Below are 13211 nucleotides of genomic sequence, written 5' to 3'. Positions count from 1 at the left end.
GAATATGGTTGCACAATCGAAAATATTCAAGGGCGATCGTGTTATCTGGGTTTTGCTGTTGCTGTTGTCGCTGTTATCGCTGTTAATCGTTTACAGTTCCACCGGTGCATTGGCTTACCGCCAGGCCGGAGGAAATACGTTATATTTTCTGGTGCGGCAGCTGTTTTTTATTGGGGCTGGTTTGGGCCTCATGCTGGTAATGGTCAATTTCCTGTCGGTTAAAATATATTCCATCGTTGCCAACCTGCTGATTTACCTGAGCATTGGACTTCTGCTTACAACAGTTGCGCTAAATTTTGCAGGAATGCTCGAAGGCAGTGGCCGTACTCTCGATTTGGGATTTATCTCCTTTCAACCGGCTGAACTGGCAAAAATTGCCCTGATAATGTACACCGCAAAAGTGCTGGCCAAAAATCAGAAAACCAAAGGTGATCTTAAAAAAGCATTCCTGAAAATAATTATCCACTCAGTACTTGTTTGCGGTTTGATTTTCGTCTCCGACTTTTCCACTGCAGCTTTGCTTTTTGCTGCCATTCTTACCATGATGTTTGTGGGGCGCATCCCGTTTAAATACTTGTTTTTGGTAATAGGAACCGGAATTGTACTGGTGACTGCTATTTACTTTCTCGCCGATCAGTTTCCCAGTGCCCCGGCAAGGGTACATACTGTAAAAGGGCGTATCGACAGGTTTATTTTTGGAGACCCCGATGCTGAAAAAGGAATTACCCAGGCCGATTATGCCAAGCTTGCCATTTACGAAGGCGGGTTGCTGGGAAAAGGCCCGGGGCATTCGGATGTGAGTAACTACATGGCAGCTGCTTACAACGATTTTATTTTTGCCATTATTATTGAAGAATACGGTCTGATTATCGGTACAATGGTAATGTTTCTGTACCTGATTTTCTTTTTCAGGAGTGTGGTCATTGTGCGGCGAGCTACCCGAACCTTCCCGGCATTTCTGGTTACAGGGCTTTCTTTGGTGCTGGTTTTCCAGGCCATGATTAATATTGGGGTTTCCACGGGGTTGCTGCCTGTTACCGGGCAGCCGTTGCCGTGGGTAAGCCTCGGGGGAACATCATTGATTTTCACATCGGTGGCTTTCGGGTGTATATTAAGTGTGAGTTACCAAAATCAGGTAAACCGAAAAATTCAAAAGCCTGCTGTGCAGGTAAATGTACCCGACGAGGATTATGAAATGGGACAAGAAAAAAAGAATGAAAATTGAACGCGTAATAATAAGTGGTGGTGGTACCGGAGGTCACATTTTTCCCGCCCTGGCCATTGCAGGCGAAATTGGAAACCGTTTCCCGGATGCTGAAATTTTGTTTGTGGGCGCTTTGGGCCGCATGGAAATGGAACGTGTGCCTGCCGCTGGATATAAAATCATAGGCCTGCCGGTAATGGGTTTTCCCCGCAAACCAGGACTTAAAATGCTGAAATTTGTGACCAGCCTGCTCAAAAGTAATCGCCTGGCCAAAAAAATTATAAACGAATTTAATCCGCAAATTGCAATCGGGGTAGGCGGCTTTGCAAGCGGTCCGCTTTTAAGGGCTGCTGCAAAAAAACAAATTCCCACACTTATTCAGGAACAAAACTCCTATGCCGGAATAACCAACAGGTTGCTGGGGAAAAAAGCCGGGGCAATTTGCGTGGCATACGATAAAATGGAACGCTATTTCCCGGCAGGAAAAATTGTGTTTACCGGGAATCCGGTGCGCGAAAACCTGCTTAAAAAAATTGATGACCGGAATGAGGCACTTTCCTTTTTTGGGTTGAAGGAAGAAGATAAAGTGGTTTTGGTTATCGGGGGCAGTCTTGGGGCACGTTCCATAAATAGCGCCATGCTGAAGAATGTGGATGTCATGGCCAAATCAGGTGTGCAGTTCATCTGGCAAACCGGGTCAATTTATTATCGCGAAATCACAGAGAAGATGGAAGACACCACACCTGACAATTTGCATATTCATGAATTCCTTTCGCGCATGGATTTGGCGTATGCCGCTTCCGGAGTGGTTATTTCGAGGGCGGGTGCCGGAACTATTTCGGAGCTTTGCCTGGTGGGGAAACCGTCTATTTTGGTGCCTTCGCCCAACGTGGCAGAAGATCATCAAACAAAAAATGCATTGGCGCTGGCCGAAAAGAATGCTGCCATAATGATTCCTGATCACAAGATTGATGAACAATTGCTGCCCGAATCCATCCGGTTAATTAACAACCCGGAGGAGTGCAACCGGTTGTCGGAAAAAATAAAAACGCTGGCCAAACCTGACGCAACACGTCATATTGTTGATGAAACCGAAAAACTATTGAAACAATGAGTTACCTTCAAAATATAAAGAATGTTTATTTCCTCGGTATCGGGGGGATTGGGATGAGTGCCCTGGCCCGGTATTTTAAATTTACCGGACGGAATGTGGCGGGCTACGACCGTACACAAACCGCTCTTACCGATGCCCTTCAGCAAGAGGGAATTGATGTGCATTACGATGACGATATCCGGAACATTCCCTCCCGGTGGAACCCTGGCGAAACACTGGCTGTTTTTACTCCAGCGCTTCCCGATGACCACAGCGAACTCTCGTGGTTTAGGGGGAAACCGATTGGTTTGTTGAAACGTGCCAAAGTACTGGGTTTGATTTGTAACGAGAAAAACGGAATTGCAGTTGCCGGCACCCACGGGAAAACTACCGTGAGCACAATGACGGCCAACATTCTTGATAAAACTAAAACAGGTTGCGGTGCTTTTTTGGGCGGAATTTCCAAAAATTTCGGGAGTAATTTGTTGCTGCCCAACGAAGATTCACCATGGATTGTAGCCGAAGCCGACGAATTCGATCGCTCGTTTTTGCACCTGCAACCAATGCTGGCACTGGTTACATCACTCGATGCCGATCACCTCGATATTTACGGGGAGAAAGAAAAAATTGTTGAATCGTTTGAGAAATTCATTTCACAGATAAAACCGGGCGGGAAATTATTAATGAGAAAAGGAGTAGAGCTGGATACCCGAAAAACATCAGCCCGGGTGTTTTCTTATGCATTGAAAGAAAATGCGGATTTCAATACGGTGAATTTAAAATTGAGCAGCGAAGGTGGTTTTTACCAGTTCGATTTGAAAACTCCGGACGGGATAATTGCCAATTGCCGGCTCAATTATCCGGGATTGATAAATGTGGAAAACGCTGTGGCAGCTGCGGCACTGGCCTTTTTGGCAGGTGTTTCGGCCGACGAAATTAAAAGCGGTCTGGAAGATTACCAGGGAGTGCTGCGCCGTTTCGATGTGTGTTACAAAAGCGACAGCCAGATTTATATCGATGATTACGCCCACCATCCGGCTGAGCTTAAAGCGGTAATTTCATCGGTAAAAGCATTGTACCCCAGCCGGAAAATCACAGGCATTTTTCAACCGCATCTTTACTCACGTACCCGCGATTTTTCAGCTGAGTTTGCCGCCAGTCTCGATTTGCTGGACGAAATAATCCTTATTCCCATCTATCCGGCTCGCGAAGAACCTGTCGAAGGGGTGAGTTCAGCGATAATTTTTGAAAAGATGAAGAATGAAAATAAAATAATGGCAGAGAAGGAAGATGTGGCACAACTTCTTGCCGAAAGAGAAACCGATGTGGTGCTTACAATGGGCGCCGGGGATATTGACGGAATTGGGCCACAAATAATTGAAGTGCTTAAAAATAAACAGAATGTTGCTTAAGTTATTAAAACTGACGGGTTTCCTCGTGCTAATCGCCTTTTTGGTGGTTACATTGTCCTTTTCTGCAAGAGAAACAAGGGACGTAACCTGTGGCAATATTGAAATTGAATTACAGGAAAATGAGCTCATAAAAATAAGTAAAGACGAAATTACCCGGTTGGTCAGATCGGCCGATGACCAGCTTGTTGGCAAAAACCTGCAGCTTATTAATACCGATTCTTTGGAAAGAGCAGTGGAAAAACACCAGGCCATTCAAAAGGCTGAAATTTTTAAGGTAATTACGAAAGACAGCGTGGGTTACCGTGGCACACTTGGTGTTAAAATTAAGCACAGGGAACCAGTAGTACGGATTATGTCATCAGAAGGAAGGTATTACCTCGACCGGAATGGCGAGGTAATACCCATTTCGGCCAATTATACGGCCAATGTTTTGGTTGCCACCGGGTATTTTTCTGAGCAGTTTGCCAAAATGCAGCTGCTCCCGTTTGTGTTGTTCATCGAAGAAAATCCTTTTTGGAAGGCGCAGGTGGAACAGGTGCATGTGGAGCAAAACGGCGATGTTTTGCTGACTCCACTCGTTGGAGACCACATAATTGAAATGGGGTCGCTTGAAGATTATCCGCGAAAGCTGCGCAATATGAAAGCTTTTTATCAGCAGATAATGGCCGGGAACAACTGGAATAAGTACCAAAAGGTAAGTGTAAAATACAAAAATCAGGTAATCGCAAAAAAAAGATAATATGGCTTCAAAAATAGATCGTTCGGTTGTTGTTGATATTGGAACATCAAAAATGACTGCTCTTGCCGGACAAAAAGACAGCGAAGGGAGGATGGAAATTCTGGGCGCTTCAAGTTTTCCTTCAAAAGGCATAAAACGCGGGGTGGTCTTTAATATCGAAGAAGCCGCCATTTCGCTTAAGTACCTGTTAAACGATTTGCTGGATCAGGTGGGGGGCAAAATCAAAAAGGTTGACATTGCCTATGCCGGGCAGCCCATGAAAATATACGAACACAAAGGAACCCGCCTGACTTCGGGCGACGGGGTGGTGACTGAAAACGATGTAAATGAATTACTCAATGAAGCCAGGAAATTAAAGGTAGAACAGGATTTTAAACTCCTTCACGTTATTCCGCAGTCGTTTGTTATCGATAACGAACCGGTGGAACTCAGCCCCGTGGGGATTACCGGGCAGAACATTGAAGCCACCTACAAATTAATAGCCGTACCCGAAATTCACATTACCAATTTTGAGCGGGTGCTCGATAAAGTTGGGGTTGAACTGGGGGAAGTTGTGTTATCGCCAATGGCAACCAGCGAAGCCGTTTTAACTGAAGACGAAAAAGAACTGGGCACCATTTTGCTCGATATGGGTGCCGGAACCACCAAGCTGGCTGTTTTTAACGAGGGAACAATGATTCACATCGCAGTAATTCCATTTGCCGGAGATGTGTTAACCAACGATATTAAAGAGGGTTGTTCAATTCTCCCGAAATGGGCAGAGCAGCTTAAAACTCAATACGGTCAGGCGCTTGGCGATTTTGCCGATGAGCAGAAAGTGGTCACCATCCCGGGCCACAGCGGATGGGAACCTAAAGAGATTTCATTTAAAAGCCTGGCTTTTATCATTCAGGCCCGGATGGAAGAGATTATCGACAGCGCTTTCTACCAGGTTGAAAAATCGGGTATTGCCGAACAACTGGGCTCCGGGATTGTCCTCGCAGGCGGAACTGCCTCGCTGAATAACCTGATATCGCTGGTTAAATTTCGCACCGGAATGGATACCCGGTTGGCTTTCTCCGTTGTTCGTGCTTCTTCAAAAGCTGAAATTATTGAGAAACCTGATTTCCATACAGCGCTGGGGCTCATGAAAATGGCGCTCGAAAAAGTTGATCCGCTGTCAAAGGAGAAAAAGCGGAAACCAAAAAAGAAGAAGAAAGATTCCGGCATCTCTCCCTGGCTGAAAAACGTAGTGCAGGGAGTGCTCGATTATGTTGACGACGATGATGATGTTGCATTGAATTAAAAATTAATGATATGACCGAATTAGTAAATTTCCAATTTCCGCGGACTTCATCCTCCTCCATTATTAAAGTTATTGGAGTAGGTGGAGGTGGCTGCAACGCGGTCAGTCATATGTTCGAAGAAGGAATTGCCGGTGTCGATTTCATTATTTGTAATACCGACGGCCAGGCAATGGAGAACAGCCCGGTGCCGGTAAAAATTCAACTTGGTGTTACTTTAACCGAAGGCCGCGGTGCCGGCAACCAACCGCAAATGGGCGAGGAAGCAGCACGCGAAAATTACGGGGACCTGAAAAATGTACTGAAAGAGAACACCAAAATGTTGTTCATTACCGCAGGTATGGGAGGTGGCACTGGTACGGGGGCAGCCCCGGTAATTGCCCGGTTGGCCCGCGAACTCGACATCCTCACCATTGCTGTGGTTACTGTTCCCTCGCCGGCCGAAGGCAAGAAGCGTTTTGGCCAGGCCATGGAGGGTATTGAAAAGCTGGGTGAGTTTGTGGACAGCATGCTGGTAGTAAGCAACCAGCGGTTGCACAATATTTTTGGCGATTTACCTGCCAGGCAGGCCTTTAAAATGGCCGACAATATTGTGGCTACAGCAGTAAAAGGGGTCGCCGAAATTATTACCCTGCATGGGAATGTGAACATTGATTATACCGATGTTTACACCGTGATGCACAACAGTAGTGTCTTTATTATGGGGACAGGTGTTTCTTCAGGCGAGGGACGTGCCATGAAGGCTGTAAACGAGGCGCTTGAATCGCCGCTGCTCGACAGCAACGATATTTACGGAACGCAAAATATTCTGCTCAACATTATTTCGGGCAAAGATGAAATTACAATTGGCGAAATAGGTGAAATAATAGAAGTGTTGCAGGAAAAAGCCGGCCAGGATGCGGATATCATTTGGGGGAACGGCTACGATGAATCGCTGGGGGAAGAAATCAGCGTAACGATTCTGGCAACCGGATTTGTAACCAACCCGAACCAGTTGCTGCAAACTAAAAAAGAGCCTGAAAAATATAACCTGGGAGAGGAAAATAATGAATCCCGGGAGATGGAAGAAAAACCCGTTGAGTTTGAGGCAGAAACAGATTTCAGGAAAACCCTGAGTGAAGCTGGAACGAATGAGGATGAAGGGAAAATGGATGTTCGGGAAGAAAAGAAAAAAACGCCCAAAACATTATCTGACAGGTCTTTATTTTCAACCAAACGAAAAAACCGAAAAAAGAAGAAACAGAAAGCCGATGAACCGGTTGCACAGAGCAATATTGACAATTGGTTTTATAAGAATTTTGGATTAGGAAAATTGTTCGAAGACGACGACCAGTCGTTGGATGAATAATTTCAGTTTAACCTTAAAAAGACAGTAAAATGACAGAAAATATGGCAAATTTCACATTACCGACAAATCCAGGTGCCGAAATTAAAGTAATTGGCGTTGGCGGTGGCGGCGGAAATGCCTTAAATCATATGTTTAAGCAGGGAATCAGAGATGTTGATTTTGTAATATGCAATACCGATGCGCAGGCGCTCGATGCCAGTCCGGTGCCTGCCAAAGTCCAACTGGGGGCATCGCTTACCGAAGGCCGTGGTGCAGGTAACAAACCCGAAGTGGGCAAGCAGGCCGCCATCGAAAACATCGAAGATGTGAAACATGCGCTTTCAGAAAATACCAAAATGGTTTTTGTAACCGCCGGAATGGGTGGCGGAACAGGCACAGGCGGGGCTCCCGTAATTGCCGAAGCCTGCAGTGCCGAAGGATATCTCACCGTTGGCATTGTTACCATTCCTTTCCGGAACGAAGGGAAACGGCGCATTAAACAGGCCATTGATGGAATTGCCGAACTGGAAGGTCATGTGGATGCTTTGCTGGTGATTAACAATGAGCGCATTCGTGAAATGTTTGGCGATTTTGGCATTTCGGAAGCTTTTTCGAAAGCCGACAATATTTTGGCCACAGCAGCCAAAGGAATTGCAGAAATTATTACTGTTCCGGGCTATATCAATGTTGATTTTGCCGATGTGGAAACCGTAATGCGCAAAAGCGGTTTGGCCATCATGGGTACAGGTGTGGCAAGCGGTGATAAGCGGGCAACCGAGGCCGTTGAATTAGCCCTGAACTCTCCGCTGCTGAATAACAACGACATCCGCGGGGCAAGAAATATTCTGCTCAATATTACTTCAGGTACAAAAGAAGTTACCATGGACGAAGTAGGGCAGATTACCGATTACCTGCAAAATATGGCCGGTTTTGATGCCGATTTGATTTGGGGAAACGGAAAAGATGAAACTTTGGGTGACGATATTTCGGTTACTTTAATCGCTACAGGTTTTGGGAACAGTTCTATCCCGGAAATCACCGGCGACAGGAAACCGGAAAAAGAAACACACCATTTAAAAGAAGAAACTGAACCCGAAAACCCGAAATCTTTAAAAAAGGCTTCCGGGAAAAAATCAACTTCTGTTCCCGACCAGAAAATATTAAATTTTAACGGGAAGGATGAGTCGCCAGACGAGACTGCTGAAGATGACCTGGAATTTGAGGTACTTTATCCGAAAACCAATAAAGCCCGGAAGAATATTGAAAACGCCAAAATGGATTTTTCTTCGGCTTCGGATGAAGATTTGGATGAACTCGAAAATATTCCGGCTTACAAACGCCGGCAAATGCGCATGAATGATCCGAAATACAAGAAAAAACTGTCAGACTATTCTGTGAATAACGAAAATAAACTAACCGATAAAAATTCGTACCTTCACGGACAGGTAGATTAACACAGAAAAACAAAAAATTATGTCACTTTTCGATCAGATTAATAACGACATGAAAGCGGCCATGAAGGCCCGCGATAAAGCAAAACTGGAGGCACTTCGCAACATTAAAAAAGTGATGCTCGAAGCCCGGGCAGCCAAAGGTGCCGGCTCGGAATTAAGCGAGGAAGAATCGCTTAAAATAATTTCGAAACTGGCCAAGCAGGGCACCGATTCTGCTGAAATTTACAAAAAGCAAAACCGCGAAGATTTGGCAGAGCAGGAAATGGCACAGGTAAAAGTTTTTGAAAACTACCTGCCGGCCAAAATGAGCGACGAAGAATTGACAGCGGCAGTAAAAGGAATTATCGAAAAAACCGGTGCTTCCTCTATGAAAGATATGGGGAAAGTAATGGGATTAGCTTCCAAAGAGCTGGCGGGAAAAGCTGACGGCAAAGAAATTGCAGTAAAGGTGAAATCCTTGCTGCAGTGAAAAATATGTAATAGTCAAACATAAATTGAACAGCACTGTCATTTCGAGTTTTTTACACAATTTTATTGGGCATTATGAGAGGGTGACAGTGAAATTCCAAAATGCAAATCACAAATCACAAATAAGTTCCAATTTTCAAATATTTTTAAACTCCAAAATTCTCAAATTTATCTTGTTTTGAAATTTGTTTTTTTGGTGCTTATTTGTGATTTGTTTTTTTGTTATTTGGTGTTTTGCTTATAATCATGAAGTTATACAAATCTGTTATTGGTAATCTAAGGTATGAAGGTGAGAAGTCTCACTATTTTCGCTGATTTCTCTGAGACATTTGGCAGATTCGAAATGGCATTTCAAAGTTGAAATAACATTAGTCGTCTTCTTCTTCACCTTCATCCTCAATCTGATCGGCTACGTGGTCAAGGTCGGCATATTTGTCTTCGTAATCCTGTTTCACGTCGTCTTTCAGAAAACCGTCATCGTCGAAGTCGTCGTCCTCGTCCACAATCTGAACCGCTTCATTTTCAGTCATCCGGAGCATGTAATATTTGTCTTCGGTTTCAAAAGGGAGTGCGGTGACTTTCACCCCGTTTTTATCGAAAAAATGGATGAGGTTTTCGGCAAATCCATCCGCGTAAACAAACTTAATTTGTTCCTGTAAATCTTTGTCGAGTTTATTGTAATCCTTGATAACTCTTGGTTTGTCAGGTGCCATAATCGTTTGTGCTATTTTATTAATATTCAGAAATCAGAAAACGTTCAATACATTTTTGTTTATCGATTCTAACCAATCGTGAAGTTGTTAAAATCGTTGTAAATCATACCAACAAATAAATGTGTTAGATTTGATATATACAATAGATAAGTGATTTTTTTTAGCGCTTTTTTTGCCTGCGGATTCTCCCGTAAATGCAATCCTTGTCGTTGCACCACTCGCACTGGTAACCTTTTTGTTTACAGCTGGTTCCGATGCCGATTATTCCGCTCACCGATTTGATGGGATGCATTAGTGAGGAGGGGGAAAGCTGAATACCGCAAAAACCGGGAGGCAAAAGCGAGAAAAGCTTTTGCTGTTCGGCCATGCTCCAGTTGCAATATCCCGGCGAAAACAGATCGGGTGACTTTCCCGGGTCAAAACCCATTAGTTCTTCAATTTCTCAGGGTTGTATTTGAAGTTCTTCAAAAGAGAAAGTGTAGTTTTTTATAACAGTTGACATTTCTGATCCAATTAATTTTAACCGGTTTGCAAAGTAGCAAAAAAGAAATTGAATCCGGGAATTGATCTTGTAATTCGTGTTTGCGGGAGTTGAAAAAAAGGTATAAAAAAAGAGGAAATACGCAGGTAAATCCTCTTTTAAAATAGTGCAGTTTGTTTTTATTATTTTTCGGTAATTTCAATTTTTTCAATCACGTCGCCCGGGCGGATTTTGTCAATAACCTCGAGCCCTTCGGTTACTTTACCAAAACAGGTATGATGTCCGTCGAGGTGTTTGGTGTTTTCGCGGTTGTGGCAAATAAAAAATTGTGAGCCTCCGGTGTCTTTCCCGGCATGAGCCATGGAAAGTACGCCGCGGTCGTGGTACTGGTTGCCGCCGTCGGTTTCACATTTAATGGTGTAACCCGGGCCGCCGGCACCGGTTCCGTCGGGGCATCCGCCCTGGATTACAAAACCGGGAATTACCCTGTGGAAAGTAAGCCCGTTGTAAAATCCCGATTCGGACAGTTTCACGAAATTTTCAACTGTTGCGGGTGCATCATCATCGTAAAAATCGACCTTCATTACTCCTTTGGCAGTATGTATTGCTGCTTTTGTCATTTAAAATTGTTTTAACATTCGGGCGCAAATGTAAGAAAATAAACTGATTTCTAAATTTGCCGTTGTTTCATCGGCAGCTTATTAATATCTTTAGAAACAAATACAAAAGCCACTTTAGCTCAGTTGGAAGAGCAGCTCACTCGTAATGAGCAGGTCGCGGGTTCGAGTCCCGTGAGTGGCTCTCTGCTTAAATCGGAAAGGATGTTGAATGAAACAGGATACTGACGAAGGTATTCATTAGTTCAGGGATTCTTATTTGCCTGACAATAAAATATATTCTGAGGCAGGATTAAATTCAGTTCTCGCTGCTTTTTGTTGTTGGGTTTTGTTTTACAATAAAATATATCTAAATTTATCCTTCAAAACTATTCAACAATGACCTCTCCTGAGCAAATAGCCAGAAAGCAAATAGACCAGATGCTCGTACAAGCCGGCTGGCAGGTACAGGATTTAAAAGACATAAATACTGGCGCTGCTTTGGGAGTGGCTGTGCGGGAATACCCCACCAGCACAGGTCCGGCTGATTATATTTTATTTGTTGACCGAAATCCGGCAGGCGTAATTGAAGCAAAGAAGGATGGTACCATATTAACCAACGTTGAGGATCAAACCCATCGCTATGCCACGAGCAAATTAAAGTGGAACGTAATTTCTGATGAATTGTCGTTGAATAAAGTGAAACTGAAAGACGACAAACCCAAAGAGGTGGTGTATAATCCTGCCGTACCGGTGGAACATTTCGATTTTATTATCATCGATGAATGCCACCGGTCTATTTACAACTAAATTCAGTTTGACGTTGTCGGGAGTTTCGCACGCCGACAAGTCTGCAGCGCCTTTAACCTGTCAACGTCTACAGACTTGACAGCGTTAACTAAGCAGAAATTGAAATTTTGCCGAATCACGCGATCCTTCAGGATTCATTTCTTAAATATTTGCAGAACGAATATGGAAAACAGAATGTAAAAAGGGAATGCAGAGCCTGGGGATTTAACAAGATCGATATCGTAAGAAAAATTAATGATGAGTTTATTTTTTACGAAGTAAAGACTTACAAGCAACTTCTGACAAGTTTAAGAGTTGCAATTGGACAGTTGTTCGAATACTGCTTTTATCCATCAGAGAATAATGCAACCGAGTTAGTATTGGTTTCTGATATTGAACCGAATAAGGATTTTATTACATATTTAAAACACCTCAACTCATTGATAAAAATAAAGCTATCCTATATACAGTTTGATGTAAAACGAAAAAAAATAGTAAATAAAATATGACAACATCTCAAATCGTACAAAAAGTCTGGAATTACTGCCACATCCTGCGTGACGACGGCGTAAGCTACGGCGACTACTTAACGCAACTCACCTACCTGCTTTTCCTGAAAATGGCAGATGAATTCTCGAAACCGCCGTATAAAAAGGATATTGGAATTCCGGAAGAATATAATTGGAATTCGCTATGCAATAAATCGGGCGCAGAACTGGAAGCCCATTACGTGGTAACGCTAACTGAGCTGGGCAAACGGAAAGGAATGCTGGGACAGATATTCTTCAAATCGCGAAATGAGATTTCGGACCCTGCAAAATTGCATAAGCTGGTACAGATGATTGACGGAGAAACCTGGATTACCCTGGGAAGTGATGTGAAGGGAGATATATATGAAGGACTACTCCAAAAAAATGCAGAAGACACCAAGAGCGGTGCCGGGCAATATTTCACTCCACGACCGCTTATACAGGCTATGGTAGGATGCGTGCAACCAGAACCCCTGAGAACTATGGCGGATCCTGCCTGTGGAACGGGTGGATTCTTTCTGGCGTACTACGATTTTATCAATGAATTTTACAAAAAGTCGCAGATTGAATACTTAATTTTCGTAAAAAAGGGTTCAGCATGCTGCCAAACCCTTTTGTTAATTAAAATTTCTTTTAAGCAGAAATTAAAAGTCCTTCAAAACGCTATCCAGTTTTGTATTAATTTCTTTGAGGTCTTCCTCAAAGCTGGCCCTGAAATCATCCCATTCTTCTTCTGAGGTATTTTCAATTTCATTTAACCGTTCGTTCACTTCAACACGTTTTTCCTGAATTTCATCCAGTAACTTTTCTTGTTCATCTGTAAGTCCTTCGCCTTTTTCTTCAATCAATGCATTCAGCTCGCGAACTTTATCGTTAATGGCTGAAAATTCCTCGCTTACCAAACTTTTCAAATCGTTTTGCATTTCCATGAATTTGGCACTAATTGTTTCCTCTGTGCTGTTTGATTCATCGTTTTTATTTTGCTGCCCGGAGTTGCAGGCTGAAAATGTAAAAGCACTTATGCTAATAAATACTGCTGCTAAAATTTTGGTAATCTTTGACATCATAATCATTTTTTTGTTTTTGTAATTTACAATTATTACGGTTTAAATTTTTGATTGT

The 13211-nt window shown here is 43.3% G+C and carries 14 protein-coding genes and 1 tRNA gene; 11 read left to right on the top strand and 4 right to left on the bottom strand.

Annotated features, from left to right (window positions below):
- The first annotated feature begins 4 nt into the window (after positions 1-4).
- From ACTCNA_RS00275 to ACTCNA_RS00240, 8 genes are read left to right on the top strand one after another with little or no spacing between them, the layout of a single operon-like run.
- Complete coding sequence (locus ACTCNA_RS00275; protein WP_462945886.1) at positions 5-1225, top strand: FtsW/RodA/SpoVE family cell cycle protein; 1221 nt, start codon at positions 5-7, stop codon at positions 1223-1225.
- On the top strand, positions 1215-2318 hold the full coding sequence (gene murG, locus ACTCNA_RS00270; protein ID WP_462945885.1) for an undecaprenyldiphospho-muramoylpentapeptide beta-N-acetylglucosaminyltransferase: 1104 nt from the start codon (positions 1215-1217) through the stop codon (positions 2316-2318). The genes ACTCNA_RS00275 and murG overlap by 11 nt, the downstream gene beginning before the upstream one ends.
- Positions 2315-3709 (top strand): UDP-N-acetylmuramate--L-alanine ligase, encoded by a 1395-nt coding sequence (murC, locus tag ACTCNA_RS00265; protein WP_462945884.1) that lies wholly within the window; start codon positions 2315-2317, stop codon positions 3707-3709. Before murG ends, murC begins: the two co-directional genes overlap by 4 nt.
- Entirely contained in the window at positions 3699-4448 is a 750-nt protein-coding gene (locus tag ACTCNA_RS00260; RefSeq protein WP_462945883.1) for a cell division protein FtsQ/DivIB, read from the top strand. The genes murC and ACTCNA_RS00260 overlap by 11 nt, the downstream gene beginning before the upstream one ends.
- 1 nt (position 4449) lies before the next feature.
- The gene (ftsA, locus tag ACTCNA_RS00255; protein ID WP_462945882.1) at positions 4450-5733 is read left to right on the top strand and encodes a cell division protein FtsA; all 1284 of its coding nucleotides are present in this window, start codon (positions 4450-4452) and stop codon (positions 5731-5733) included.
- A gap of 11 nt (positions 5734-5744) precedes the next feature.
- Positions 5745-7079, top strand: coding sequence for a cell division protein FtsZ (gene ftsZ, locus ACTCNA_RS00250; RefSeq protein ID WP_462945881.1), 1335 nt, complete (start codon positions 5745-5747; stop codon positions 7077-7079).
- A gap of 29 nt (positions 7080-7108) precedes the next feature.
- Positions 7109-8512 carry a cell division protein FtsZ gene (ftsZ, locus tag ACTCNA_RS00245; RefSeq protein ID WP_462945880.1) on the top strand — a complete coding sequence of 468 codons (1404 nt, stop codon included), beginning with the start codon at positions 7109-7111 and terminating at the stop codon, positions 8510-8512.
- 19 nt (positions 8513-8531) lie between these two features.
- On the top strand, positions 8532-8981 hold the full coding sequence (locus ACTCNA_RS00240) for a GatB/YqeY domain-containing protein (RefSeq protein ID WP_462945879.1): 450 nt from the start codon (positions 8532-8534) through the stop codon (positions 8979-8981).
- A 367-nt stretch (positions 8982-9348) separates the two neighbouring features.
- On the opposite strand, the gene ACTCNA_RS00235 is transcribed toward ACTCNA_RS00240, so the two are convergent.
- The 3 genes from ACTCNA_RS00235 to ACTCNA_RS00225 all read right to left on the bottom strand — a co-directional run bounded on the left by ACTCNA_RS00235 (position 9349) and on the right by ACTCNA_RS00225 (position 10794).
- On the bottom strand, positions 9349-9693 hold the full coding sequence (locus tag ACTCNA_RS00235; protein ID WP_462945878.1) for a hypothetical protein: 345 nt from the start codon (positions 9691-9693) through the stop codon (positions 9349-9351).
- 160 nt (positions 9694-9853) lie between these two features.
- Positions 9854-10120 carry a hypothetical protein gene (locus ACTCNA_RS00230; protein ID WP_462945877.1) on the bottom strand — a complete coding sequence of 89 codons (267 nt, stop codon included), beginning with the start codon at positions 10118-10120 and terminating at the stop codon, positions 9854-9856.
- A 236-nt stretch (positions 10121-10356) separates the two neighbouring features.
- Positions 10357-10794 carry a peptidylprolyl isomerase gene (locus tag ACTCNA_RS00225; protein ID WP_462945876.1) on the bottom strand — a complete coding sequence of 146 codons (438 nt, stop codon included), beginning with the start codon at positions 10792-10794 and terminating at the stop codon, positions 10357-10359.
- Between the two features lie 108 nt (positions 10795-10902).
- Between ACTCNA_RS00225 and ACTCNA_RS00220 the strand changes: the two genes are divergently transcribed.
- The 3 genes from ACTCNA_RS00220 to ACTCNA_RS00210 all read left to right on the top strand — a co-directional run bounded on the left by ACTCNA_RS00220 (position 10903) and on the right by ACTCNA_RS00210 (position 12826).
- Positions 10903-10975: transfer RNA gene (locus ACTCNA_RS00220), tRNA-Thr, on the top strand.
- Positions 10976-11169: 194 nt separating this feature from the next.
- Complete coding sequence (locus tag ACTCNA_RS00215) at positions 11170-11580, top strand: hypothetical protein (protein WP_462945875.1); 411 nt, start codon at positions 11170-11172, stop codon at positions 11578-11580.
- Positions 11581-12064: 484 nt separating this feature from the next.
- Positions 12065-12826, top strand: a complete 762-nt coding sequence (locus ACTCNA_RS00210) for a class I SAM-dependent DNA methyltransferase (protein ID WP_462945874.1) — start codon at positions 12065-12067, stop codon at positions 12824-12826.
- Here ACTCNA_RS00210 and ACTCNA_RS00205 read toward each other — a convergent pair.
- The gene (locus ACTCNA_RS00205; protein WP_462945873.1) at positions 12734-13156 is read right to left on the bottom strand and encodes a sll1863 family stress response protein; all 423 of its coding nucleotides are present in this window, start codon (positions 13154-13156) and stop codon (positions 12734-12736) included. The genes ACTCNA_RS00210 and ACTCNA_RS00205 overlap by 93 nt on opposite strands.
- Positions 13157-13211 lie beyond the last annotated feature (55 nt).

Source organism: Tangfeifania sp. (assembly GCF_055108615.1).
This window is presented reverse-complemented; position numbering and strand designations above follow the sequence as displayed.

Excerpts from the sequence above, each read along its gene's own strand:
- ACTCNA_RS00235 (WP_462945878.1), bottom strand. The coding sequence starts at position 9,693 with ATGGCACCTGACAAACCAAGAGTTATCAAGGATTACAATAAACTCGAC.
- ftsA (WP_462945882.1), top strand. The coding sequence starts at position 4,450 with ATGGCTTCAAAAATAGATCGTTCGGTTGTTGTTGATATTGGAACATCA.
- ACTCNA_RS00275 (WP_462945886.1), top strand. The coding sequence starts at position 5 with ATGGTTGCACAATCGAAAATATTCAAGGGCGATCGTGTTATCTGGGTT.
- ftsZ (WP_462945880.1), top strand. The coding sequence starts at position 7,109 with ATGACAGAAAATATGGCAAATTTCACATTACCGACAAATCCAGGTGCC.
- ACTCNA_RS00230 (WP_462945877.1), bottom strand. The coding sequence starts at position 10,120 with ATGGGTTTTGACCCGGGAAAGTCACCCGATCTGTTTTCGCCGGGATAT.
- murG (WP_462945885.1), top strand. The coding sequence starts at position 1,215 with ATGAAAATTGAACGCGTAATAATAAGTGGTGGTGGTACCGGAGGTCAC.
- ACTCNA_RS00240 (WP_462945879.1), top strand. The coding sequence starts at position 8,532 with ATGTCACTTTTCGATCAGATTAATAACGACATGAAAGCGGCCATGAAG.
- ACTCNA_RS00260 (WP_462945883.1), top strand. The coding sequence starts at position 3,699 with ATGTTGCTTAAGTTATTAAAACTGACGGGTTTCCTCGTGCTAATCGCC.
- ACTCNA_RS00225 (WP_462945876.1), bottom strand. The coding sequence starts at position 10,794 with ATGACAAAAGCAGCAATACATACTGCCAAAGGAGTAATGAAGGTCGAT.
- murC (WP_462945884.1), top strand. The coding sequence starts at position 2,315 with ATGAGTTACCTTCAAAATATAAAGAATGTTTATTTCCTCGGTATCGGG.
- ACTCNA_RS00215 (WP_462945875.1), top strand. The coding sequence starts at position 11,170 with ATGACCTCTCCTGAGCAAATAGCCAGAAAGCAAATAGACCAGATGCTC.
- ACTCNA_RS00210 (WP_462945874.1), top strand. The coding sequence starts at position 12,065 with ATGACAACATCTCAAATCGTACAAAAAGTCTGGAATTACTGCCACATC.
- ftsZ (WP_462945881.1), top strand. The coding sequence starts at position 5,745 with ATGACCGAATTAGTAAATTTCCAATTTCCGCGGACTTCATCCTCCTCC.
- ACTCNA_RS00205 (WP_462945873.1), bottom strand. The coding sequence starts at position 13,156 with ATGATGTCAAAGATTACCAAAATTTTAGCAGCAGTATTTATTAGCATA.